General features: G+C 71.3%; 19 protein-coding genes. 14 read left to right on the top strand and 5 right to left on the bottom strand.

Annotated features, from left to right (window positions below):
• Nucleotides 1-27 precede the first annotated feature (27 nt).
• The 10 genes from CP975_RS03100 to htpG all read left to right on the top strand — a co-directional run bounded on the left by CP975_RS03100 (nucleotide 28) and on the right by htpG (nucleotide 12,164).
• The gene (locus CP975_RS03100; protein WP_070321175.1) at nucleotides 28-915 is read left to right on the top strand and encodes an isocitrate lyase/phosphoenolpyruvate mutase family protein; all 888 of its coding nucleotides are present in this window, start codon (nucleotides 28-30) and stop codon (nucleotides 913-915) included.
• A complete protein-coding gene (gene aepY / locus CP975_RS03095; RefSeq protein WP_055528986.1) occupies nucleotides 912-2,060 on the top strand; it encodes a phosphonopyruvate decarboxylase in 1,149 nt (382 codons plus the stop codon). The genes CP975_RS03100 and aepY overlap by 4 nt, the downstream gene beginning before the upstream one ends.
• Nucleotides 2,057-3,223 carry a phosphonoacetaldehyde reductase gene (locus tag CP975_RS03090; protein WP_055528984.1) on the top strand — a complete coding sequence of 389 codons (1,167 nt, stop codon included), beginning with the start codon at nucleotides 2,057-2,059 and terminating at the stop codon, nucleotides 3,221-3,223. Before aepY ends, CP975_RS03090 begins: the two co-directional genes overlap by 4 nt.
• Nucleotides 3,216-5,414, top strand: a complete 2,199-nt coding sequence (locus tag CP975_RS03085) for an aminotransferase class V-fold PLP-dependent enzyme (protein ID WP_055528982.1) — start codon at nucleotides 3,216-3,218, stop codon at nucleotides 5,412-5,414. The genes CP975_RS03090 and CP975_RS03085 overlap by 8 nt, the downstream gene beginning before the upstream one ends.
• Nucleotides 5,415-5,423: 9 nt before the next feature.
• The gene (locus tag CP975_RS03080) at nucleotides 5,424-6,068 is read left to right on the top strand and encodes a class I SAM-dependent methyltransferase (RefSeq protein ID WP_055528979.1); all 645 of its coding nucleotides are present in this window, start codon (nucleotides 5,424-5,426) and stop codon (nucleotides 6,066-6,068) included.
• A 54-nt stretch (nucleotides 6,069-6,122) separates the two neighbouring features.
• Nucleotides 6,123-6,815 (top strand): aspartyl/asparaginyl beta-hydroxylase domain-containing protein, encoded by a 693-nt coding sequence (locus CP975_RS03075; protein ID WP_055528977.1) that lies wholly within the window; start codon nucleotides 6,123-6,125, stop codon nucleotides 6,813-6,815.
• Between the two features lie 109 nt (nucleotides 6,816-6,924).
• Nucleotides 6,925-8,187, top strand: coding sequence for a GNAT family N-acetyltransferase (locus CP975_RS03070; protein ID WP_150476552.1), 1,263 nt, complete (start codon nucleotides 6,925-6,927; stop codon nucleotides 8,185-8,187).
• Nucleotides 8,184-9,419 (top strand): MFS transporter, encoded by a 1,236-nt coding sequence (locus tag CP975_RS03065; RefSeq protein WP_055528973.1) that lies wholly within the window; start codon nucleotides 8,184-8,186, stop codon nucleotides 9,417-9,419. Before CP975_RS03070 ends, CP975_RS03065 begins: the two co-directional genes overlap by 4 nt.
• An 89-nt stretch (nucleotides 9,420-9,508) precedes the next feature.
• On the top strand, nucleotides 9,509-10,243 hold the full coding sequence (locus CP975_RS03060) for an SDR family NAD(P)-dependent oxidoreductase (RefSeq protein WP_055528971.1): 735 nt from the start codon (nucleotides 9,509-9,511) through the stop codon (nucleotides 10,241-10,243).
• A 91-nt stretch (nucleotides 10,244-10,334) separates the two neighbouring features.
• Nucleotides 10,335-12,164, top strand: a complete 1,830-nt coding sequence (gene htpG / locus CP975_RS03055; protein ID WP_055528969.1) for a molecular chaperone HtpG — start codon at nucleotides 10,335-10,337, stop codon at nucleotides 12,162-12,164.
• Nucleotides 12,165-12,230: 66 nt separating this feature from the next.
• On the opposite strand, the gene CP975_RS03050 is transcribed toward htpG, so the two are convergent.
• From CP975_RS03050 to CP975_RS03030, 5 genes are all read right to left on the bottom strand, one after another.
• Nucleotides 12,231-14,309 (bottom strand): SpoIIE family protein phosphatase, encoded by a 2,079-nt coding sequence (locus tag CP975_RS03050; RefSeq protein WP_055528967.1) that lies wholly within the window; start codon nucleotides 14,307-14,309, stop codon nucleotides 12,231-12,233.
• 323 nt (nucleotides 14,310-14,632) lie between these two features.
• Complete coding sequence (locus tag CP975_RS03045; protein ID WP_055528965.1) at nucleotides 14,633-15,370, bottom strand: formylglycine-generating enzyme family protein; 738 nt, start codon at nucleotides 15,368-15,370, stop codon at nucleotides 14,633-14,635.
• A gap of 144 nt (nucleotides 15,371-15,514) precedes the next feature.
• Entirely contained in the window at nucleotides 15,515-16,357 is an 843-nt protein-coding gene (locus tag CP975_RS03040) for an SAM-dependent methyltransferase (RefSeq protein WP_055528963.1), read from the bottom strand.
• 105 nt (nucleotides 16,358-16,462) lie between these two features.
• Nucleotides 16,463-17,518, bottom strand: a complete 1,056-nt coding sequence (locus CP975_RS03035) for an SPFH domain-containing protein (RefSeq protein WP_055528962.1) — start codon at nucleotides 17,516-17,518, stop codon at nucleotides 16,463-16,465.
• A gap of 29 nt (nucleotides 17,519-17,547) precedes the next feature.
• Nucleotides 17,548-17,985 carry an NfeD family protein gene (locus CP975_RS03030; RefSeq protein WP_055528960.1) on the bottom strand — a complete coding sequence of 146 codons (438 nt, stop codon included), beginning with the start codon at nucleotides 17,983-17,985 and terminating at the stop codon, nucleotides 17,548-17,550.
• A gap of 150 nt (nucleotides 17,986-18,135) precedes the next feature.
• Here CP975_RS03030 and CP975_RS03025 point away from each other — a divergent pair, with 150 nt between their 5' ends.
• From CP975_RS03025 to CP975_RS03010, 4 genes are all read left to right on the top strand, one after another.
• Nucleotides 18,136-19,419 (top strand): cation:proton antiporter, encoded by a 1,284-nt coding sequence (locus CP975_RS03025; protein ID WP_055528958.1) that lies wholly within the window; start codon nucleotides 18,136-18,138, stop codon nucleotides 19,417-19,419.
• A 167-nt stretch (nucleotides 19,420-19,586) separates the two neighbouring features.
• The gene (locus CP975_RS03020; RefSeq protein WP_055528956.1) at nucleotides 19,587-19,931 is read left to right on the top strand and encodes a GNAT family N-acetyltransferase; all 345 of its coding nucleotides are present in this window, start codon (nucleotides 19,587-19,589) and stop codon (nucleotides 19,929-19,931) included.
• Between the two features lie 1,006 nt (nucleotides 19,932-20,937).
• Nucleotides 20,938-22,146 carry a cytochrome P450 gene (locus CP975_RS03015; protein ID WP_055528954.1) on the top strand — a complete coding sequence of 403 codons (1,209 nt, stop codon included), beginning with the start codon at nucleotides 20,938-20,940 and terminating at the stop codon, nucleotides 22,144-22,146.
• Nucleotides 22,147-22,247: 101 nt separating this feature from the next.
• Nucleotides 22,248-23,600 (top strand): serine hydrolase domain-containing protein, encoded by a 1,353-nt coding sequence (locus CP975_RS03010; RefSeq protein ID WP_055528952.1) that lies wholly within the window; start codon nucleotides 22,248-22,250, stop codon nucleotides 23,598-23,600.
• The last annotated feature ends 129 nt before the right edge of the window (nucleotides 23,601-23,729 follow it).

Here is a 23,729-nt window from a genome sequence, read left to right as displayed (position 1 = left end):
AGCAACTGACTCAGCAAGGGGTGGAGTATGACAGTGGTTTCGAACAGTTACGTGGAGACCTCCTCGCGCGCGCTCGTCCTGCGGGACGCCTTCGAGAGCGGCCGCCTCGTCAAGGTGGCGGGAGCCCACGACGGGCTGTCCGCGCGGCTGGCCATGGAGGCCGGTTTCGACGCCGTGTGGGCCTCCGGCCTGGAGATCTCGGCCGCCCAGGGGCTGCCCGACGTGAGCCTGCTCGGCATGGCCGAATACCTGGCCGGGGCCACCGCGATGCAGCAGGCGGTGAGCATCCCGGTCGTGGCGGACTGCGACACCGGATTCGGCGGCAGCCTCAACGCCGCCTACACGATGCGCCGTTACGAGGGCGCCGGCGTCGCCGGCATCTGCATCGAGGACAAGATCTTCCCCAAGCGCAACAGCTTCCTCGACGCCGGACAGAAGCTGCTGGAGACCGACGAGTTCGGCAGCAAGCTCGAAGCGGCCAAGAAGGCACAGGCCCGTCCCGAGACCCTGCTGATCGCCCGGACCGAGGCGTTCATCTGCGGCATGGGCGTCGACGAGGCGCTGCGCCGCTGCCACCAGTACGTGGACGCGGGCGCCGACGCAGTCCTCGTCCACTCCAAGTCGGCCGAGGCGGGCGAGGTCGTCTCGTTCATGCGGCAGTGGCAGCACCGCGCCCCCGTGGTGATCGTCCCGACCACCTACGCGGACTTCTCCGTACAAGAGGCCCAGGAGGCGGGGATCTCCATGGTGATCTACGCGAACCAGGGCATGCGGGCGTCCGTCAAGGCGGTACGCGACACCTGGGCCGTCGTGCTCGCCGAGGGGTCGACCGCGAGCGTCGAGCCGCACATCGCCACGGTGAAGGACATCTTCAGCCTCTCCGGCATCGACCACTGGCTCGGTGACGACAAGTGACGCGCCCGATCGAGGCGGAGGAGTTCGTCGAAGCGCTGCGCGCGTACGGCGTGGAGCGTGTCACCGGTGTGCCGTGCGGCCATCTGGCCGGGCCCTGGACACTGTTCGAGGAAGAGGGCCGGCTCGTCCCGGCCGCTTCGGAGGGCGCCGCGACGGCCCTCGCCGCCGGCTGGGAGCTGGCGGGGCAAACGGCCGCGCTGCTGGTCCAGAACTCCGGGTTCGGCAATCTGATCAATCCGCTCACCTCGCTGCTGCTGCCCTACGACATCCCGCTGCTCGTCGTGATGACGATGCGCGGCTGGCCCGACCCGGCGCAGGACGAGCCGCAGCACGCGGCGATGGGCACCTCCACCGTGCGCCTGCTCGAAAACCTCGACGTACCCCACACGGTCCTCGAACCGGGCGGACTGGAGGCCGCGTTGGCCGCCGCGTCCGAGGCCCGCGCCCAGAACCGGCCGTTCTTCCTCCTGGTGCCCCGCGGAGCCATCGGCAAGGTGCCCAGGGCTGTCGACCAACAACCCGTCGAGGACGGCGAGTTGACCCGCCCGCGCGTGGTGGCGGCGCTCATGGCGGCAGTCGGCGACGACGACCTCATGGTGACCACGACCGGCTATCTGTCGCGGCAGGCACACCACGAGAAGGACCGCGACGGCACCTTCTACATGCAGGGTTCCATGGGCCACGCGGGCGCCATCGGGCTCGGCCTCGCGACCGCACACCCCGAGCGGCGCGTCGTCGTCCTGGACGGCGACGGCGCCTTCCTGATGCACCTCGGCACCGGATCCACCATGGCGGCCGCGGGCGGCGCGAACCTCGTACACGTCGTCGTCGACAACGGATGCTACGAATCCACCGGCTGCCAGGCCACGACCTCGGGAGACATCGACTGGGCCGCCCTGGGCGAAGGCCTCGGATACCGCACGGTGACCGTGTCGCGCTCGGCACGCTCCCTGTCCGAGGACGTCCGGCAGGCGCTGGACGCCAAGGGCCCCGTGCTGTGCGTCTTCCGCGTCGTGCCCACCCCCGGGGAAGTCCACCCGAGGGCCACGGCCTCGACCGGCCCCGCGGACATCGTGCGGCGTTTCCGCGCGGCGGCCACCGGCGCACCGGCACGGGAGCGGCGGCCCGCCGTGAGCACCTCGTGACCGTGCCGCACGGTGGGCGGTCCACGTCGGTCACCGCGTACCGGGGGGCGGCCGCCGGGCTGCCCGCCCTGTGCGCGGGCCGCCGCCCGCTGGTCGTCGCGAGCGACCGAGCCCTCCGGCGGGCGGATGTGCACGCCTGGCTGCCCGCGGAGGCGGAGGTCTTCACCGAGTTCCACCCGAACCCGACGGTCGAGCAGGCGCTGGAGGCGGCGCGTCTGCGCCACGCCTGGGGCGCGGACCTCGTCGTCGGCATCGGAGGCGGCTCCGCGCTGGATGTGGCCAAGGCGGCGTGCCTGCTGCCCCGCGACGCGGACGCGGCCGGCCAAGTCGTCGCAGGGACACTCGATCCGGCCGAACGGGTCACGCTCCTGCTGGTCCCCACCACCGCGGGAACCGGCAGCGAGGTGACCCAGTTCGCCACCCTCTACCAGGAGGGGCGCAAGGTCTCCCTGGACACCCCGCACGCCCGTGCCGACCTCGCGGTCGTCGACCCGGCGCTCACCGACTCCTGTCCCGCCGAACTCACCTGGAGCTGCGCGTTCGACACGCTGGCCCACGCGGTGGAGTCCCTGTGGTCGATCCGCTCGACCCGGCGGTCGCGCGAGCATGCCGTGGCCGCGCTGGAGCGTCTCGTGCCCGTGCTGAGACAGGCCGGCGCCGCACCGGACCCGGCGGAGCGCGACGCGCTGAGCCGGGCCGCGACGGACGCGGGACGAGCGATCGACATCACGCGGACGACCGCGGCGCACGCCCTGTCCTACCCGCTGACCTCTCGGCTGGGCGTGCCCCACGGCCTTGCGTGCGCCCTCAATCTGACCTGGCTCGCCCCCCTCGTCGAGGCGGCCGGGGCGGACGAGATCCTCGACCCGCGCGGTCCCGGAGCGGTCGAGGCCGCGCTGGAGGCCCTGCGCGCGGCGTGCGGGGTGACGGCCGGCGGCCTCGGCCCGTTCGTGACCGAACTGGTGACCCGGCGCATGCCTGCCACCGCCTGGCGCAGGCCCGACGCCGACACGGCACTCGTCGACCAGCTCGTGGCGGAGGGAATGTCGTCGAACCGCATGGCCGGCATGCCCATCACGCTGGAGCGCGCCCGGGTGCGCGCGGGACTGGTGTCGGCCCTGGGCGCCGCACCGGCACGGACGGAGGATGCCTGTTATGCGTAACTACCGCGTCACGGGGCCGGTCGAGGTCCCCGAAGGCATACTCGCGGCGATGACGCGGCGGATGATCAGCCACCGCTCGGCCGAGTTCCGCGGCCTGTTCACCGACGTCGTCAAGCGGCTCGAGCCCCTGTTCGGGACCAGCGGAACCGTCCTGCCGCTCACCTGCTCGGGCACCGGCGGCATGGAGGCGGCGGTCGCGTCCGTCCTGCGGCCCGGCGAGCGCGTACTGGTGGTGGAACTGGGCTACTTCGGCGAGCGGTTCGCCGAGATCGCCGCCCACCACGGCGCTCACGTCGACGTGGTGCGGGCCCCCTGGGGGCAGGTCGTGGCCGCACGGGACATCGCGTCGAGGCTCGCCGAACACGCCTACGCCGCCGTCCTGTTGACGCACAACGAGACGTCGACCGGCGTGATCGCCCCGCTGCGCGAGTGGGCCGCCGCCATCCGTGCGGTGAGCGACTGCCTGATCGTCGTCGACGTCGTCAGCAGCCTGGGGGCCGCGGAGATCGCCTTCGACGAGCTGGGCCTCGACGTCGCCGTGGGAGTGACCCAGAAGGCCCTCGCCTGTCCGCCCGGACTCGCTCTCGTCGCCGTCTCCGACCGGGCACTGGAGCGAGCCGCGCGGCCGGGAGGGCGGAGCTACTACCTGGACCTGGCCAAGGCCGCCGAACACGCCCGCCTTGGCACCACGACGTACACCCCCGCGCTGCCCATCGTCCACGCCCTGGACGCCGCGCTGCGGGCCGTCGAGGACGAAGGGCTCGAACAGGTCTGGCGACGCCACGCGCACACCGCGCGCCGCTGCCGGGAAGCCGTCCGGGCCCAGGGCCTGACCGTGGTGCCGCCCGAGGAGCACTGCTCCCCGACCGTCACCGCCGTACGGCTGCCGTCTCCCGACGCCGAGCGGGTCAGGGACGAGCTGGCGACCCGGCACGACGTCTGGGTCTCCTCGGGGCGCGGCGGCTGGAAGAGCGAGGTGCTCAGGGTCGGCCACATGGGCCCCGTCCCGGTGGCCGAGGCCGAGGCGTGCGCCGAGGCCATCGGTGCCTGCGCGCGGGAAGCCGGCGCGGCGGCCGAGGTCGGCGCGGCGGCCGAAGCCGGTACGGCGGCCGAAGTCGGTACGGCGACCGAACCGAGCGCTGGACGTGCGCCCTTCGAGGCGGACGCGGCCGGTGAGCTGAGTGTCCGGTCCCTTGCCTCGGCGCAGGACCTCGGGCCCGACTGGGACGCCCTCGTCGCGGACCTGGACGCGCCCATCTTCCACACGCGGGCGTTCCTCCGGGCGTACGAGCACCACCCGATCCAGCGGATCAGACGACCGCGTTACCTCGAAGTGCGCGACGGGGGCGGCCGGTTGCTGGCGGCGGCGCCCACGTACCTGCAAGGCGACCCCCTCGGACTCCTCGGCCTGGCCGAGGGCGAGCAAGCACTGCTGGCGCCCGTGTGGCACGCCCCGGACGCGCACCTGCTGGCGCGCGACGAGCGGGCACTGGACAGCCTGCACCGGGCGTTCGCGGACCGTGCGGCCGAACTGGGCGCGTCCCGATGGGGGTTCGTCAACCTCAGCGCCGACGCCCCGCTGGTGAAGGCGCTCGAAGGGCGCGGCTTCCGGCGCGAGGACCTGGTCCCGCGCTGGACCCTGAGCAAGCGGGTGGCGCCCGACGCCGAGACGTACCTCGCCTCCATGCGACGGTCCGTACGGCGGGACTACGCACGCCAGTTGCGCCGGTACGACGAGCAGGCGCGCTGCTTCGTGCACCGCTCCGACTACCCGGGGCTGCTCGGCCTCCTGGAGATGATCGCCGCAAGCGCCGCGCGCAACGGCTCGCCGAAGTACTACGACCCCGGGCCGTTCGCCGAGTTCCTCCGGGAGCTGGGGGACGCGGTCCGTCTTGTGGAGATCCGCGGCCACGACGAGGAGACCCTAGCCGTCGCGGTCTGCTTCCTGGAGGAGCGCAGGCTCCAGGCCTGGGCCGGCGGCTACGTCCGCGGCCGCGAAGAGCTGAGGTTCAGCCCCTATTACGCCCTGTGGTGGGAGATCTGCCAGCTCATGTGGGCCACCGACGTGGCCACCATCGAGTGCGGGCGGCTGAACGAGACGTTCAAGGAAAAGATGCTGCTCACCCCGCAGAACCTGGTGGCCCTGATGGGCCCCACTCCCGTTGCGCATGCCCTTCTTGAGAAGAACTGAGGACGACAAGTGGATTCCCGAACCCTCATCGACAGCCAGCTCGGCTACTACCGCGCCCGCGCGGCGGAGTACGACACCACGTTCGTGCCGTACATGGACCCGGGCCTGCCCGCCGCCATGGCACGCCTGCGCTCGGGCAACCTGCACGGCGAGGTCCTCGAACTCGCCAGCGGAACCGGCTACTGGACGCGTCACCTCGCCGAGGTGGCCGACACGGTCACGTGCCTCGACGGTTCGCCGGAAATGATCGAGGAGGCCCGGCGGCACGGCCTGGCCAACGCGGAGTTCCACCAGCAGGACCTCTTCGACTGGACGCCCGAACGGCAGTGGGACGGAGTCTTCTTCGCCCACTGGCTCGCCCACGTCCCCGACGAGAACTTCGACGCGTTCTGGGGCGCGGTCCGCCAGGCGGTCCGCCCCGACGGCGTCGTCGAGTTCGTCGACGTGACCGGTGAGGCGCGCGACTTGGAGCAACTGGACGCCGAGGCGCCGGAGGTGGCCGTCCAGCGCTCTCTGGAGGACGGCCGCACCTTCCGCATCGTCAAGGTCTTCCGCGAGCCGGCCGAGCTGGAGCGGCGGCTGAGCGCCCTTGGCTGGACGTGCGAGGTCGAGGAGATCCACCCCGGCTTCCTCTACGCCACGTGCCGCCCCTGACCAATCCCGTCCCCACGCGCCCGCCCCCACGCGCCCGACCATGAGGAGAAGCCGATGAAGGGCTCCCTGAGCATCAACCAGCCCGGCGTCCGCAAGGCCGTCAACAACTACTTCCTGCGGAACAGCGGCGGCAAGAGCCGCTTCCGCATCATGTCCCCGTACGCGCTCTTCCCGGAAGCGCGCAAGCTCGACTTCCAGTTCGACCAGATCAAGGCCGAGGTCACCCGTCTCGTCGAGACGCGCAACGTCCGCGCGTACGGCGACATCGACCCGCTGCGTGCCGCCGAGGTCTCCGAGGAGTGGCGCCTCTACTACGCGTACATGCTCGGCGAGACCAACCCCAACGCCTACCGGGACTGCCCCACGTTCGTCGACTTCGCGGAGCGGACCCCGTCGGTGGTCAACGCGATCATCGCGATCCTGGAGCCCGGCGTGACGCTCAAGGCACACGAGGGCCCGTACGCCGGCATCCTGCGCTACCACCTGCCGCTGACCGTCCCGGAGAACAACCCGCCCCGGCTGCGCGTGGACAAGGAAATGCACACGTGGAAGGAGGGCGAGGCCATCCTCATCGATGACACGTTCGAGCACGAGGTCTACAACGAGAGCGACGGCCAGCGCGTGATGCTGATCATCGACATCCGCCGTCCCATGGGTCTCGTCCCCGACGCGGTCAACAAGCTGAGCCTGCGGGCGAAGCGCAAGTGGTCCGCACAGTTCATCGAGCAGTCGAACGGCGACATCTGACGGGGTCCGGGGTGACCGGCGGGGCGGCCGTCCCGCCGGTCACCCCTTCGCCCGCACACGACGGCCGCCCCGGCAGCACGGCGCAGACCGGAAGACAGAGGACCATCCAGTGCTCGTAACGGACACTCTTCGCACGGTGGACGACATCCCCTCACCCGAGTGGGACGCGTTCACCCGCGCTTCGGACATCGACTCCGCACGAGGCTTCCTACAGTTCCGGGAGTACCTCGAGCCCGGCGAGAGCCTGCTGCTCACCGTCCGCTCGGCGGGCCGGCTCACGGCGGCCCTCAGAGGCGTCGTGGCGGTACCGGAAAGCGGACTGACCAGTGACCCCTGGAAGTTCCTAGGCAGTGAGGCCGTCCTGCGCCTGGACGACAACGACAGCGAGCAGACCGGCAAGGCCCTGCGCCGCGCCCGGAGCGCGCTCGTCCGCGGCACCGGGTCCGACTCGCGCCTGCCGTTGTGGCAGGAGCTGACCCGGCGCGTCGGCCCGTGCCTCGTGATCCGGGAGTTCGACCGCAGCGAGCTGCTGTACGCCCCCGAAGCCGACGAAGTCCAACAGGCCGACCTCGCCGCGCGGTTGGTGCGCGCCGCCCAGTCCACCGCGGCCGACAAGGGCGCGGGCGCCGTCGTCTTCCCCTACGTCAGCCCCGCGGACACGGTGCTGCGCGCCACCCTCACCGCGGCCGGATTCCGCCGGGGGACGCTGACGGGCGCCTCGCGGATCGAGACCGCGGGCTTTGACAGCTACGAGGAGTATGTGGCGGCGCTGCCCAGCCGACGCCGCCGTCTGTACCGCACGGAGGAGCAGAGCCTCGCCGCATCGGACCACTTGACCTCCGGGGAGGCCGACCTCGCCCAGCACGCGGCGCGCGTCGCCGAGCTGGAGGCCAACACGCTCGTCAAGCACGGCGGCATCGCCGACGCGGAGGCGATACGCCTCGCCAGGATCACGCTGGCCGACCGGCTGCCCGACGCGGTCCGCGTCCCCGTCGTCCGGCGCGACGGCGAGACCGTCGCCTGCGCCATGCACCTGCTGGGCCGCAAAAGCGTCGTCTTCATGACCTACGGCTGCGACTACGCCGTCGAGGACCGCGGTGCCGCCTACCCCTGGGCGGCCTTCTACCACCCCGTTCGCACCGCCATCGCCCATCGGCTCGACGGGGTGCGCCTGGGCTTCGAAGGATTCGAGGCCAAGACCCGCAGGGGAGCGGTGGTGGAACCCCGGGAGACCTGGGCCTGGACGCCGGACGCCGACGCCCTGCGGCGGCTCGGCGAACTGCTCGACCTCGTCGACGGCCGCAATAGCGCCTACCTGAGCCGGTTCCCGCAGGCGACCGCCGACCGCGGCCAAGGGGAGACCCGGTCATGACCGGCACACAGACCGTCGACGACCCCGGCCGCCGGACGGCCCGCGCCAACAGATTCCTCCTGCTCACCCTCGCGCTCGGCGCGTTCAGCATCGGCACCGACAGCCTCATCATCAGCGGGCTGCTCGACCACATCGTGGCCGACCTCCACGTCTCCACCGCCGCCGCCGGCCAGCTGATCAGCGTCTTCGCCCTGTTGTACGCGGTCTCGGCACCGGTGCTCGCCGCGCTCACCGCCAGGTTCGACCGCAAGCGGCTCCTGCTCGCCGCACTGTGGATCTTCGTCGCCGCCAACCTCCTTGGCGCCGTGGCCCCCACGTACCCGATGTTGATGGCATCGAGGGTCGTGGCCGCTCTCGGGGCGGGGCTCTACCTGCCCTGCGCCATGGTGGTCGCGGTGGGCATCAGCTCGCCCGAGCGGCGGGGGAGGGCCATCGCCACGGTCGCCGGAGGCATGTCCGCCGCGACCGCCCTGGGCATTCCGCTCGGCACACTGGTGGGCGCGGTCGGGCACTGGCGCATGACGCTCGTCCTGGTCGCCGTCCTGTCGGCCGCGGCCGCACTCGCCCTGGTCCCCGGGCTGCCGCGCGTGCCGTCGCCGGCCGGGGTGACGCTCGTACAGCGGCTGAAGGCGGCGACGCACCCGCAGGTGCTCTCCGCGCTGGTGACCAACACGCTCGCCTGCGCGGGCGAGTTCGTCCTCTTCATCTACATCGCGCCCCTCGCGATGGGTCTCACCGGCGTCGGCGCGGCCGGCGTGAGCGCGTTCCTGCTGGTGTGGGGCGTCGCCGCCATGGCCGGCAGCACGGCGGGCGGCCGCGCCTCGGACGCGTGGGGCGGGCAGCGCGCGTACACCACGGCGGTGGCGGTGCTCCTCGCCGGGCTGTGCGCCATGGTCCTCCTGAGCCTCGGACAGCCGCAGGCCCGATGGGCCGCCCTGAGCGTGTTCGGCGTGCTGCTCGCGGTGATCAGTGTCGCCTCGTGGGCCCTGCCCACCGCGCAGAACCACCGCATCGCGAGCCTGGACATCCCCGAACCCACGGTGGCCCTCTCCCTCAACGGATCCTCGTCCTATCTGGGTCTGGCGATCGGTGGCGCCGTGGGCGGGCTCGCCCTGGCAGGAGGCTCCCTGACGGCACTCACCGCGACCGCGGCCGCGTTCGAGGTGCTCGCGCTCATCGCCCTCGGCCTCTCGGCACTCACCACCAGCAGGACCGGGCCTGATGTGCGGTAACTACGCTCGGACGGCTGCGCACGGCCACTGACGGGCCCGGCCCCATCAGGCCGATCGCAGACCGATCACAGAACGATCAAAGGACAGACATGCGAGGACACCAGAAGATCACCGTCGTCACGGGTGGCAGCCGGGGCATCGGTGCCGCGATCTGCCGCCGGCTCGCGGTGGAGGGCCACGACGTCGTGGTCGGCTACCGCTCGGACGAGGCGGCGGCCCGCGCCGTCACTGCCGAGGTCGAGTCGGCCGGCCGGCGTGCCCTGGCCGTCGCCGTGGACACCGCCGACGAACACGACGTCGCCGCGCTCTTCGAGGCCGCGGCCGCGCTCGGGCCGGTCACCGGCCTGGTGAACAACGCGGGAGTGAGCGGCCCCAACGGGCGCCTCGCCGACGCCGACCCCGCCGGAATGCGGGCCGCCCTGGAGGTCAACCTGCTCGGCTACCTGCTCTGCGCGCGCCAGGCCGTCCGCGCGATGACCGCGTCCGGCGGCGGCTGCGTCGTCAACGTCTCCTCGGCCGCGGCGACGCTCGGCAGCCCGGGGCAGTACGTGCACTACGCCGCCGCGAAGGCCGCGGTCGACGCCTTGACGGTGGGCCTGTCGAAGGAGGTCGCCGCCGACGGCATCCGGGTCAACTGCGTGGCCCCCGGCACGGTGTGGACCGACTTCCACGAAGATCCGCAGCGGCCCGCCAAGGTGGCCGAGAACATCCCGATGCGGCGTGCGGGCCACCCGGACGAGATCGCCGGCGCCGTCGCGTGGCTGCTGTCCGACGACGCCTCGTACGCCACGGGGGCGGTGCTGCGGGTAGCCGGGGGGATGTAGCCCGGGGGATGTGACGGGCCCGCGCGCCATCGCGGAAGATGGTGTCGGAAAATGTTGGCGTCGCACAGACCACCCGACGAGAAGGGAAGTCATGAGTACCGAGACGCTGGAGTTTCAGGCCGAGGCACGGCAGTTGCTGGAGCTGATGGTCCACTCGATCTACTCGAACAAGGACATCTTCCTTCGCGAGCTCATCTCCAACGCCTCCGACGCCCTGGACAAACGGCGCCTGGCCGGCCTGAAGGACGACAGCCTCAAGACGGACGACCCGCACATCGAGATCGAGGCCGACAAGGAGGCCCGCACGCTGACCGTGCGGGACAACGGCATCGGCATGACGCGTGACGAGGTCGTGGGGCTGATCGGCACCATCGCCAGATCCGGCACGGCCGAGACGCTGCGCCGGCTCAAGGAGAACAAGGAATCGGCCGAGTTGATCGGCCAGTTCGGCGTCGGCTTCTACTCCGTCTTCATGGTCGCCGACAAGGTCACCCTGCTCACCCGCAAGGCCGGTGAGGCGACGGGGGTGCGCTGGGAGTCGGACGGCGACGGCACGTACACGATCGAGACCGTCGAGGACGTGCCCGTGGGCACGTCGATCCGCGTGCACCTGCGGCCCGCCGACGAGGAGGACGCGCTCTACGACTACACCGACGAAGCGAAGATCCGGCAGATCGTCAAGCGGTACTCGGACTTCATCTCCTTCCCCGTCCGGATGGGGGAGAGCACCCTCAACTCGATGAAGGCGCTCTGGGCCCGCCCGCGCTCCGAGGTGAGCGAGGAGGAGTACCGGGAGTTCTACCGGCACATCAGCCACGACTGGACGGACCCGCTCGACATCATCCAGATGCGGGCCGAGGGCACCTTCGAGTACGAGGCCCTGCTGTTCCTGCCCTCGCGCGCCCCGCACGACCTCTACCAGCGGGACGCCCGCCACGGCCTTCAGCTGTACGTCAAGCGCGTGTTCATCCTGGACGACAGCCGCGAACTCCTGCCCGACCACCTGCGCTTCGTCAAGGGCGTCGTGGACGCCGCCGACCTGTCGCTGAACATCTCCCGCGAGATCCTCCAGCAGGACCGGCACATCCAGCTCATCCGCCGCCGGCTGGCGAAGAAGATCCTGGCGTCCATCAAGGACCTGATGAGCAAGGACGCCGAGAAGTACCGCACGTTCTGGCGCGAGTTCGGGCCCGCCGTCAAGGAGGGGCTCCTCGACGGGACGGAGGACCACAAGGCGATCCTCGACATCGCCTCCTTCGCCTCCACCGCGGGCGACGAGCCCACCACCCTGGCCGACTACCTCGCCCGGATGCCGGAGGGCCAGGACAAGATCTACTTCATGACCGGCGACAGCCGCGCACAGATCGAGAACTCCCCGCACATGGAGGCGTTCCGGGCCAAGGGGTACGAGGTCCTGCTGCTCACCGACCGGGTCGACGAGATCTGGGTCGAGGCGGTCCACGACTACGCGGGCACGGAGTTCCAGTCCATCACCCGCGGCGCGGTGGACCTGCCCTCGGAGGAGGAGCCCTCGCCGGAGCAGGCCGAGGCCTACGCGGCCGTGCTGACCTGGCTCAACGACACGCTCGACGACGTCAAGGAGGTGCGTCTGACGACCCGGCTCACCAGCTCACCGGCGTGCCTGGTCAGCGACACCGACGGCCTCACGCCGGCCCTGGAGAAGATGTACAAGGCGATGGGCCAGGATCTTCCGTCGGTCAAGCGCATCCTCGAACTGAACCCGAAGCATCCGCTGGTCAGCGCGGTCAGGGCGGCTCATGAGAAGCGGCCCGACGATCCGGAGCTGAGCGGGACGGCCGAGCTGCTGTACGGCACCGCCCTGCTCGCCGAAGGCGGCGAGCTGGCCGACCCGGCACGCTTCGCCGCCCTGCTCGCCGACCGCCTCAGCAAGACGGTCTGAGCGACGCCCGGCACCTTTACGAGGGCGATGGCCGCGCGTACGGATGTACGCGCGGCCATCGTGCGTTCATCGGCGGACCCGGGCGATGAGGAGGGCCACGTCGTCGTGGCCGCCGGGATGCCGCAGCGCGGCCAGCAGGTGGTCGCAGGTGTACTCGAGGCTGCGGTGAGGGCCGTCGAGGAGGGCGAGGAGGACGTTCAGGCGGGCGTCGATGTCCTCGTCACGGGTCTCGACCAGACCGTCGGTGTACAGCAGGATCTGGTCGCCGGGGTCGAGGTCGACGGCGGTCGTCCGGAAGGGCACTCCGCCGACACCCAGCGGGGCGCCGGTCGGCAGGTCGAGGAGTTCGGGCGGGTGCCCCGGCCGCATGCGGACAGGGGGCAGGTGTCCGGCGGTGGAGATGTGGCACTGCGCGTGATGGGGGTCGTAGAGCGCGTAGGTGCAGGTGGCGATGTAGGGGGCCAGGGAAGCGGTGATCCGGTCCAGGTTGCGCAGGACCTCCGCGGGCGCCAGGTCCAGCCCGGCGAGTGTCTGGGTGGCGGTGCGCAGCCGTCCCATGGTGGTGGCGGCGTTGATACCGCTGCCCATGACGTCGCCGACGACGAGCGCGGTGCGGTCCCCGCTGAGGGGGAGGATGTCGTACCAGTCGCCGCCCACTTCGACGGCCGCGCTGGCGGGCTGGTAGCGGGAGGCGACCTCCAGGCCGAACAGGTGCGGCGGCGGCTGGGGCAGGAGGCTGCGCTGGAGGGTGAGCGCGGTATCGCGCTGCTGCTGGTACCAGCGGGCGTTGTCGATGCACACGGCGGCGCGGGCGGCCAGTTCACCGGCCAGGGTGGCGTCGTCGTCGGTGAAGGCCAGGGGGTTGCGGGCCCGCACGAGATCCAGGGCGCCGAGGACTTCGCCGCGGGCGATCAGGGGGACGGCCAGATAGGAGTGGACCCCTGCCTGGGCCAGCAGAGCGGCGGCCCTGGGGTCGCGGGCGATGTGGGACAGGTCGTCCTCGTCGACGTGCGGCACCATGACCAGCCGGCTGGTGTTCACACACCGGGTCACCAGACGGTCGGCGTCGTAGCGGGCCACCTCGCCCGGAGGGTCGGCCGCCGCGGCGGCGTCGGTGGGGTAGGCGGCGGCGACCGCCAGGGCCTTGAACACCGCCGGTCCGCTCGCGGATACGGGGGTGCGGTGGCCGGCCAGAGCGGAGTCGAGGATGTCCACGGCGGCCAGGTCGGCGAGTTCGGGTACCGCGACATCGGCCAGCTCCCGGGCGGTCTGCTCCAGGTCCAGGGTCGTCCCGATGCGCACGGAGGCGTCGGCGACGACGGCGAGCCGGTGCCGGGCCCGGTCCGCGTCCTTGCCCGCCCGGTAACGGTCGGTGACGTCCACCACCGAGGTCGCCACCCCCAGCACCTTCCCGCCGGGGTCCTCCAGCCGGTAGAAGGACACCGACCAGGCATGCTCGGTGTCCGGGTCGGCGGGGCCGCATGCGACGGTCTCCTGATCGAGCAGCGGCGTCCCGGTGACCATGACCTGGCGCATCGCGGACTCGATGCTGTCGGCGTCCAGGAACGGCAGCACCTGGCCCACGCGCCGGCCGAGGTGCTCGTCGGCGGGCAGGCCGTTGATCCGTTCGAGCGCCGGGTTGACCATCACGTACCGCAGCTCGGTGTCCATGACGGCCAGCCCGATCGGCGACTGGTCCACGAGCCGCACCGACAACGCCAGGTCCCGTTCCACGCGCCGCAGGACCGCCTGGTCGGTGGCGAGCCCCAGCGCGTACAGATCGCCGAGATCGTCCTCCAGCCGCATGTTGCGGAACTCCAGCAGCCGCGTCCGGCCGTCCTTGTGCCGCACGGGAAAGGTGCCCGCCCAGCTCCCCTCGCCGCCCATCACCTCGGCGAACAACCGGAGCACGAGGTCCACGTGCTCGTCCGCCACCAGAAGCTGGGCGGCGTACCGGCCGAGTGCCTCCCCGGCGCTGTAGCCCGTCAGTGCCTCGGCCTGCGGATTCCAGAACACGATCCGCCCGTCCGCGTCCAGCACGATGGCCGCCACGCCCAGGACGTCCAGGAGCCCGCCCCGTGGTGAGCGACTCAGCTCCGCACCCTCCGCGGGACCGATATCGGCCTGACGCCGGTCCTTGTCCATGGCCAGCCGCTCCTCCCGACCGTCGGCACCGTGACCACCATCGTCTCCCCGGGCCACCGCTCCCGCAGCCGCTGCGTAAGGGGTAACTACGCGGGTTAATGGTTACTCGGGTGCCGCTATCGGGTCATCCGTTCCCACTCGGCCCGGGTGAGTTCGTACTCCACCTCACCGTGCTCGGAGCCCTCGATCGCCTCGCGGTCGGCGGGGCGGCCACCGTTGATGAAGCGCATGACCTCGGAGTCGTTGTCCAGGGCGAGCAGGTGGCCGGTGTCGGCGGCGGTGAACGCGCGCAGGACGAGCCGGTCGACGCCACGGTGCCCGGTCTACGCGGCCGGTGCCGCCACGCGGAAACCCACGCCGATCGCCGCGAGATCCGGCTCGTAGGCGCCGTGCCGGCGGGCGCACCGGGCCAGGTCCCGGTCGTGGCGGAACGCGCCGCCTCGGGTGACGTGCCGGTCGAAGGCCCAGTCCTCGACGTCCGGCACACCGGCGGGCGCGTCGGGGTAGGGCGCGTAGAGCGTCGAGGTCCACTCGTCGGCGTTGCCCGCCATGTCCAGCACCCCGAAAGGGCTGGCGCCCTCGGGGAACGAACCGACCGGCGTCGTGGTGCCGATACCGAGGTCCACCAGATTGGCCAGGCCGGTGCGGTACTCCTCACCCCAGGGGAACTCCCGGCCGTCGTCGCCCCGCGCGGCGCGCTCCCACTCGTCCTCCGAGGGCAGCCGTACCGCAAGGCCGCCGAGCTGTTCCCCCAGCCACCGGCAGTAGGCCGTCGCCGCGTCCCAGGAGACCCCGATGACCGGGTGGTCCGCCGGCGCCTGCGGGACGGGCCGGCCGGTGGCCGTCGCGAAGCTCGTCCACTGGCCGACCGTGACCGGTGTACGGGCGATCCGGAACGCCGGGACGTGGACCTCCGCGCGCGGGGCTTCCTTCAGGTACCACTCGACCGGCACCCCGGTGTCCGCATAGCGGCGGGCCACTGCCGCCACCTCGTCGGCCGGCGTTCCCCGACGCAGAGATCCGGCTGGGACCTCGACCCAGTCCACCTGCTCCACCCACATGGCTCCTCCTCGGTTCGAGCGGACAGCCCTCATGATCACTTCAGTGTCCGGGGCGGTCATCGGCCGATGGACCTATGTGGACAGAGACTTTGGAACCCGTCCTGGGCAGAGACGGCTCAGGGACGAATCAGCGTCAGCGACGACTCAGAGGCGACGACAGTGAAAGATGCCCCAGCGCAGCTGTCCCCGGTGCGCGGCGTCGACCCACAGGGACAGACTGTTCAAGAGCGTGTCGACGTAGTCGGAGCTGATGACGGTGCGCAACTCCTGTTCGCGCTGGTGGGTCTCCTCCATGAGTCGCACATAGTGGTTGCCCACCTGGTCGCTGAGATCGTCGAATTCGACAGGTGACATGCCGAGCCCGGGGAGCGAACGGCGGTAGAAGTCCGGCGTGGCCAGCCCGTCCACCCTCAGCCGGGACACGACGGGGCGCAGCGCCTGGGCGGAGGCGCTCTCGTCGGCCATCAGGTCGGTGAAGGCCAGGGCGCCCCCGGGCTTGAGGGCGCGCACGGCCTCGGCCAGGGTGCGCGCACGGTCCGGGCTGTGACAGAAGGCCTCCTGGGACCAGACGACGTCGAAGCGGCCGTCCTCGAAGGGGACGTCCTGGAACGACTCCGTGACCACGTCGATGAGGCCGTCCAGCCCCCGCTCGGTGTTGACGGTGCGGTGGTGTCGGTTCTGCGTCTCGCTGATGTTCAGTGCGGTGACCGGGCAGCCGAAGGTGGCGGCCAGGTAGCGGGCCGGACCGCCGTAACCGGATCCCATGTCCAGCACCCTGGCTTCGGGGGTGAGGAGGTCGGCCACCTTGTCGGCCACGCGCTCCACCGTGCGGCGGGAGGCATCCGCGACCGCCTCCCCGGCGTGTGCGTAGATTCCGGTGTGGATGTCCTCGCCGCCCCAGACATAGGCGTAGAACGTGTCGACGTCGCTGGTCTCGTAGTAGTCACGAGCCGCGTCCTCGCCACGCGAACCACCGTGGTACGGCATGGATCTGCCTCCGTTGTCCGCTGATGCAGGCCGGTTCCTGAGGATCAGTCTCGTGATCGTGCCGTCCGCCTGCATAGGGACCGAATCAGCCACGACAGGAACTTCTCAGTCGCCGGAGGTAAGCCCTCGACTCGGCACGGTCGGCGTACTCGCCGCCTCGGCCTCGGCCTTGGCGTCGTTCACCGCGGCGGCGGCCTGCTTCGTGGCCTCGTCGACAGCCGCGGCGGCGTCGAGCGAGTCGGTGCCGGCCGTGGTGGCCTCAGCCCGCGCGTGGTCGGTCAGCCCCATCGCCGAGCGGTCGCCGAACGCGCCGGTGACGGTGCGCACCGCCTCGGTCAGCTCTCCCGGGATCACCCAGAACGTGTTGTTGTCGCTCTTCGCCAGGTGCGGGAGCGTCTCGAGATACTTGTACGCCAGGATCTTCGGGTCGGCGTTGTTGCGGTGGACGGCCTGGAAGACGCGCTCCACCGCCTTCGCCTCACCGTCCGCCCGCAAGATCATGGCTTGTTGTGCGCCCTGCGCTTCGAGGATGTCCTTCTGCTTCGTGCCCTCGGCGGTGAGGATCTTGGCCTGCCGCTCCCCTTCGGCGTGCAGGATGGCCGCGCGCTTGTCGCGCTCGGCCCGCATCTGCTTCTCCATGGCCTCTTTGATGGTGTGGGGCGGATCGATGGCCTTGATCTCGACGCGGTTGACCCGGATGCCCCACTTGCCGGTGGCGTCGTCGAGGACCGCACGGAGCTGGGCGTTGATCACCTCCCGAGAGGTGAGCGTCCCCTCCAGGTCCATGCTGCCGATGACGTTCCGCAGCGTGGTTACGGTCAGTTGATCGATCGCCTGGAGGTAGTCGGCGACCTCGTAGGCCGCCGCCCGCGGGTCGGTGACCTGGTAATAGAGCACGGTGTCGATGTTCACCACCAGGTTGTCCTCGGTGATCACCGGCTTGGGTTCGGACGAGTACACCTGCTCGCGCACATCGAGTTTGGTGTTGATGCGGTCCGCCACCGGCAGGACGAAGTTCAGTCCGGGCTGCAACGTCCGGCGGAACCGGCCGAACCGCTCGACGTTGTAGCGGCGCGCTTGCGGGACGATTCGCACGGTGGAGGCTACGAGGAAGACGACGACGATCGCCGCCATGAGAATCAGGATGAGTACCGGTTCCACGTTTCCTCCTGGGCTAGGAGTTCAGCCGTTCATGGAAGGAGATCACGGGGGTAGACGACGGCCGTGGCGCCTTCGATCTCCATCACGTCCACCAGCCCGCCCACCGGGATCACATGGCTTTCGTCGAGGGCTCGGGCGGACCACTCCTCGCCGGACAGTTTGATCAGGCCGCGGGTGGCGGTGACCTCCTGTAGGACCTCGGCCCGCTTGCCGATCAGCGCGTCGCTCCCCTCGCGGGTGAGGGGTGGCTGCGCCATGTGCCGCAGAGCGATCGGGCGGATGATCACCAGGCCCGCTACCCCGGTCGCCGCGAGAGCCACGAGCTGGCCGAGGATGCCGACGCCCGCACCGGCGACCACGGCGGCCACCAGCGCGGCACCCGCCAGCAGACCGAAGACGAGTGTCAGGGTGAAGAACTCCACGGCACCGAGCGCCGCGGCGGTGAGCAGCCAGACGAACCACGGCATGGGACGGCCTCCCTCAGAGGGGACTCCTTATCCAAGCTACCTGCCGGAACGCCCGGCGGAACAGGTTCGTCCCGCCGGGCGTCCCGGGGGCCGGCAGACGTACGTCAGCGCCCCGGGACCGGGGAGCGCCAACAGAACGGACTCAGCGCAGTGACCATTGCCGATGCGGTCTTCGCGTGGCTGGGGGTGGGAGCGCTGCTCGCGGCGGTGCTGCCGCGGGTGGTGGCCGGGCGGCCCCTCTCCTTGCCCGTGGTGTTCATGGTGAGCGGCATCATCGTGTACGCGCTGCCCCTGCCGTTGCCGAGGGTGGACCCGGTGGAGCAGCGGCTCGTGACGGAGCACGCCACCGAGGTCTGCGTCATCATCGCCCTGATGGGCGCCGGACTGGCGCTCAACCGGCCCGTGGGCCGACGCCTGTGGGCCTCGACCTGGCGTCTTCTCGGCGTCACGATGCCGCTGACCGTCCTGGCGACGGCCCTGCTCGCGTGGTGGCTGCTGGACTGGCCGCCGGCCGCCGCGTTGCTGCTCGCGGCGGTCCTCGCCCCCACGGACCCGGTGCTCGCCTCGGAGATACGGGTGGGGGAGCCCACCGAGGACAAGCACGACGAGGACGAGGTGCGGTTCGCCCTCACCAGCGAAGCGGGTCTCAACGACGGCCTCGCCTTCCCCCTCACGTACGCGGCCGTCGCGCTGGCCGCCGCCGCGGGCAGTGGCTGGTCGACGGAGTGGACCGGCCCATGGGCGGCACAGGACGTCGTCCTCAAGTGCGGCATCGGCGTGCTGTGCGGGTTGCTGATCGGCAAGCTGCTGGCCTGGCTGTTCTTCCGTACCCGCTCCTCCGTGCTGCGGCTGTCCGAGTACCGGGAAGGGTTCGTCGCGCTGGCCGCCACCTTCCTGGCGTACGGGGCGACCGAACTCGCGGGAGGCTACGGCTTCCTCGCCGTGTTCACCACCGCCTGCGCCGTCAGAGCGGCCGAGCGCGCCCACGGCTTCCACAACGTGCTGCACGATTTCGTCGAACAGGTCGAGCGGCTGCTGACCGCGACGCTGCTGTTCCTGCTGGGCGCCTTCATCGCGCTGGGCGGCCTGGCGCCGCTGACCTGGCAGGGCGCTGCGACCGCCGTGCTGCTCCTGCTGGTGGTCCGGCCGCTGGCAGGGTGGGCCGGGCTGCTGGGAGGCCGCCTGCGGGGCCAGGAGCGCTGGGTGGTGGCGTGCTACGGGATCCGTGGCATCGGTTCGCTGTACTACCTCGCCTACGCGCTGGGCCAGCAGGACTTCCTGGTCCCGGAACGGGAGTTGTGGGCGGTGGTGACCTTCACGGTGCTGGTCTCGGTCGTGCTGCACGGTGTCACGGCCGGCCCGGTGGTGGCCCGCCTGGACCGGCGGCGGGCCACGGAGCCGGGCGCCCGGCCGGACGCGGTGCAAAGAACGTGACTGGAACTGACCGGAACTGACCGCGGTCCATCGGCCCGTCGGCCCGGCGTCGTTGCACCGTTCGGGTGCTCTTGTGCGGCTTCTTGGTCACGCACCAGGCTTTTCGACTTGCATGGCCAAGGGCATCCGCCCGGACCACGCGGGGTGTCGTAGGCGGGGTGATTTCGGTGAGTGGCCAGGTCAGCTTCGAGCGCGTGTTCGCCGCGCTGCCCGCGGGCCGGCAGACCGTGTCCGTCCTGGACGCGGGCCGCCGCCTGGTGGGCTGCCTCGAGTACCAGGTCTGCCACGCGTGCCACATCGGGTACGTGGTCAATATCGCCATCGCCAGTCACTGGCAGGGACAGGGGCTCGGCCGCCACGCCCTGCACACCGCCATGGAGCCGTGCAGGGACTACACCTGGTCGACATCACGGCAGTCGTCCGACGGGCGACGCTTCTTCGGCGCGATGGAGGAGGAGATGGAGGTCGCTTTCCCCGCCCGTGGTGTGCGGTGCTCGCACATGACGCCATGACCAGCGGTGCGCGGGTCGCATCACCAGGGCCACCAACCGCCAATTGGCCGAATCTGAGCGTTGAACGCGAGGTGGGGTTCCGTCCGGCCGCGGGGTGGGCGAGCGGTGCGGGAGTGGCGCGTAGCCGAGCCGGGTGCTTCGGTCGTGGGCCGGATGTGCTCACGGCGTGTTGCGCCACCGCCCCGTCGGCGGGACCCTGAGCCTCCGCTGGCCAAATCATCACTCCAGATCAGGAGAGGTCCCGGCCGAAAAGCAGATGGCGCGGCGAGGAGTGCGTCCGGTCCGGTCCGGCCGCGTCCGGCGTGTCTGTCCGCGCACTGGCCGCGTTCTTTTCCGCACAGTCCGGTTTGCGGATGAGGTGCCGGGGCACACGCGGCGGTGCGGCATTCGGTGGCCGGCCTCGATGCGAGGTTGGCTGGACGAAGTGGCCGAGTGGTGACGCAAAAGCACCGATGGAGCACTCTCCGTTCAACCTCAGGGGGTTGCTTGAGCGTCACTCGCCGTGAAGACTGTGGCCGAGTTCCATCGAAACGAAGGTGTTCGGAGGGGGTGCGTCATGCCAGTCATGGCAGGGCACGCGCCGCGATCGCATACTCGAACACCCGTTTAGAACGGCCGGGACTGGGGGGTCCGCCGTCCGTCCAGGAGCCGGGAGGGTCCCGCGCATCCGGTGCGCGGGAGGTATCACCGAGGGGGATGGGTTATGTCGGATTGGCGCGCCGCACGACTGGGCCGACTGCGGGGCCGTGGCCGGCCGTGCGGCCCCGCGGCATCCTGCACCGCATGTACTGAGGGCCGGGAGCCCACCCCGGTGTCGGACTGACGCCGGTCGACTGTCCCGCCGTACGAGGGTCCCGCGGGGCGCGTGCCGTTCCCGTTCGGATCCGGGCGACAGTGACACAGCCATGCCCGGGGCCGCCCCGCCCTGGCCGGCCCGCTCCACCACACCTCTGTGCGCGTGACCCCACCGTGCCCGCACGCGCCAGCCGCTAGCAAGGGAGACAAGGTGATCAGCAAGCAACCGACCGGCGAGCGACCCCTCTTGGAGGAGTTACCCGACCGCTGGCGGGGCTTACACGAGACCGGGCCGGTGCGGTACGACGAGACCCAGCGCGTCTGGCAGGTGCTTGACCACGAGACCGTCTCCGCCGTGCTCGCCGACCCGGCGACGTACTCCTCGGAACTCTCCACCCTCGCACCCACCCAGTCCGACTTCGAGACCTTCACCCAGGGCAACTTCGTCGGCATGGACCCGCCGGAACACCGCAAGCTCCGTGCCCTGGTGAGCCAGGCCTTCACTCCGCGCGTCGTCCAAGGACTCGAACCCCGTATCGAGGCCGTCTGCGCCCGGCTCCTCGACGCCGTGGCCGACCGCGACCGATTCGACCTGGTCGACGCGCTGGCCTACCCGCTGCCGATCATCGTGATCGCCGAACTCCTCGGCATCCCCGCGGAAGAGCACCGGCTCTTCCAGGAGTGGGCGAGCGTCCTGTTCGGCGGCGACCAGCTCGGCGAGGCGCCCGACATGGCCGACCTGGAGCGGGCGCTGGAAGCCATCGCCCCCACCGTGCGCGAGATGAACGGCTACATGCTGGAGCACATCCGCGCCCGCCGCGCCGACCCCGGCGACGACCTCACCAGCAGACTCATAGCCGCCGAGGTGGACGGTGTCCGCCTCGGCGACCAGGAGATGGTCGGCTTCGTGGCCCTGCTCCTGGTCGCCGGGCACATCACCACGACCGCGCTGTTGGGCAACGCGATCGTCACCTTCGACGGTCACCCCGACACGGATGCCGCCCTGCGCGCCGACCCCACGCGCGTCCCGGCCGCCGTCGAGGAAATCCTGCGCTGGCTGCCGCCCTTCCCCGAACTGGGCCGCAGGGTCACCCGCCCCGTGGTCCTCGGCGGTCACGAGATCCCGGCCGACACGATGCTGATGGCCCACCTCGGCGCCGCCAACCGGGATCCGGCCCGCTTCACCGCCCCCGATGCCCTCGACGTGACCCGAAGCCCCAATCCCCACTTGACCTTCGGGCACGGCATCCACTTCTGTTTCGGCGCGCCGCTGGCCCGGCTCGAAGCGCGGATCGCTCTTCACATGTTGCATGAACGGTTCCGCAAACTGGTGATCCCCTCCTACGAGGACATCGTCTACCAGAACCCGGCCGTCATCATCGGCGTCAGACATCTGCCCGTAGAGGTCGGCAGACCGTAGTCCCGGCGCACGCAGCGCCCCCCGGCCGGCCCGGACCGCTCATTCCCGGGCTCGATCGGCACACCCGCACATGAGACCCACTCAACGGGAGTCCCCTTCTCATGCCGTACGCCATCCCCACCGCCCCGGTCGCCTTACAGGCCCCGGCTCTCTTGCGCCGTGAGCTGCAAGACCGCCTCGATGACCTGGCCCGGACCCACCGGGTGCCCGGCGCCCAACTGGCCCTGGACACCGGCGGCGACATCGTCGCCGTGCACACCGGTACCGCCGACGTCACCACCGGCAGCCCCTTCACAGCGGACACCGCGGTGCCGCTGGGATCGCTCACCAAGCCCTTCACCGCCGCGCTCGTCATGCTCCTGGCCGACGACGGCGACCTCGACCTGGACGAGCCGGCCGCCGAGCACCTGGCCGAACTGACCGGCACCCCCGAGGTGACGATCCGTCAACTCCTCAACCACACCGGTGGACTGCCCACGGGGCCCGACTCCGACACCGCCGCCGCGACCACCCCCGCGCGCTACCTGACGGCCGTCTGCACCGCCCGCGACCTGCTGTTCACGCCCGGGAGCGACTTCTCCTACTCCAACGCCGGTTACGTCGCCGCCGGACGGCTCGTGGAGACCGTCACCGGCATGCCGTGGCCCGAGGCGGTCCGGGCGCTGCTTCTCGAACCCCTCGGCATCCTGCCCGCGTTCGTCGGCGACACCGCGCCCGTACGTCCAGTGGCCGCGGGGCACGCCCTCAACACCGCCACCGGGCAGGCCGTCGCCGCCCGGCAGAACCTGGCACCGCTGGAGGCACCGGCCGGCGCGCTGCTCGCGAGCGCCCTGGACCTGGTCGCGTTCGGCAGCGCGCTGGCCGGCCGCTCGGACCTGCTGCCGCCCGCCGTCGCCAAGGAGATGCGCCGGGCCGACACCGCCGCCGATCCGGGGACGCTCGCCGACGGCTGGGGCGCCGGACTCGCCCTGTACCAGCGGGACGGCCGGGTGTGGTGCGGCCACGACGGCAACGCCCAGGGCACCTCCTGCCACCTGCGGGCGGACCCCGAAAGCGGGGTCGTGGTGGCCTTCACGGGCAACGCCGGGGGCGCCACCGCGCTCTGGCGCGACCTCGCCGAGGACCTGGCCCGGCTCACCGGCATCCGGGTACCCGCCGAGGTGCTCACCGCGGACCGGGGCCGCCCCGTCGGCCTGCCCGACTGCGCGGGCACCTACCGCAACGGCACCATGACCTACCGCGTCGCGCCCGGACCGGACGGGGCACCTGCCCTGTCCGTCGACGGGGACCTGCCCCTTCCCCTGGTCTGCTACGCCGACCTCTCCTGCGATCTGCGCGATCCGGCCACCGGGCATGTCGAACCCGGTGGCCGGTTCCACCGCGATCCGGCCACCGGCACGATCGACCGGGTCCAGATATCCGGACGCACCGCGCGCCGCGCAGACGACGGCTGAGTCACGATCATCGCCGACATGGGCGCACGGTTTCCGCCATGGTCGCGTCCGGTCCGGCTCGGCCGAGGGCCGGTACGGGTCCGGCTCCGCCGAGCGCTGGCGGGTGCGTGGGTTCCGCTTTCCTCGTGG

The organism is Streptomyces alboniger, from assembly GCF_008704395.1.
Taxonomy (GTDB): Bacteria; Actinomycetota; Actinomycetes; order Streptomycetales; family Streptomycetaceae; genus Streptomyces; species Streptomyces alboniger.
Note: the sequence above shows the minus strand (reverse complement) of the source record. Positions and strands in the feature narration are given on the sequence as shown.

Coding starts and splice junctions, on each gene's coding strand:
- CP975_RS03060 (WP_055528971.1), top strand. CDS start 9,509: ATGCGAGGACACCAGAAGATCACCGTCGTCACGGGTGGCAGCCGGGGC.
- CP975_RS03065 (WP_055528973.1), top strand. CDS start 8,184: ATGACCGGCACACAGACCGTCGACGACCCCGGCCGCCGGACGGCCCGC.
- CP975_RS03030 (WP_055528960.1), bottom strand. CDS start 17,985: ATGCCGTGGTTCGTCTGGCTGCTCACCGCCGCGGCGCTCGGTGCCGTG.
- CP975_RS03040 (WP_055528963.1), bottom strand. CDS start 16,357: ATGCCGTACCACGGTGGTTCGCGTGGCGAGGACGCGGCTCGTGACTAC.
- CP975_RS03050 (WP_055528967.1), bottom strand. CDS start 14,309: ATGGACAAGGACCGGCGTCAGGCCGATATCGGTCCCGCGGAGGGTGCG.
- CP975_RS03085 (WP_055528982.1), top strand. CDS start 3,216: ATGCGTAACTACCGCGTCACGGGGCCGGTCGAGGTCCCCGAAGGCATA.
- CP975_RS03045 (WP_055528965.1), bottom strand. CDS start 15,370: ATGTGGGTGGAGCAGGTGGACTGGGTCGAGGTCCCAGCCGGATCTCTG.
- CP975_RS03075 (WP_055528977.1), top strand. CDS start 6,123: ATGAAGGGCTCCCTGAGCATCAACCAGCCCGGCGTCCGCAAGGCCGTC.
- CP975_RS03010 (WP_055528952.1), top strand. CDS start 22,248: ATGCCGTACGCCATCCCCACCGCCCCGGTCGCCTTACAGGCCCCGGCT.
- htpG (WP_055528969.1), top strand. CDS start 10,335: ATGAGTACCGAGACGCTGGAGTTTCAGGCCGAGGCACGGCAGTTGCTG.
- CP975_RS03100 (WP_070321175.1), top strand. CDS start 28: ATGACAGTGGTTTCGAACAGTTACGTGGAGACCTCCTCGCGCGCGCTC.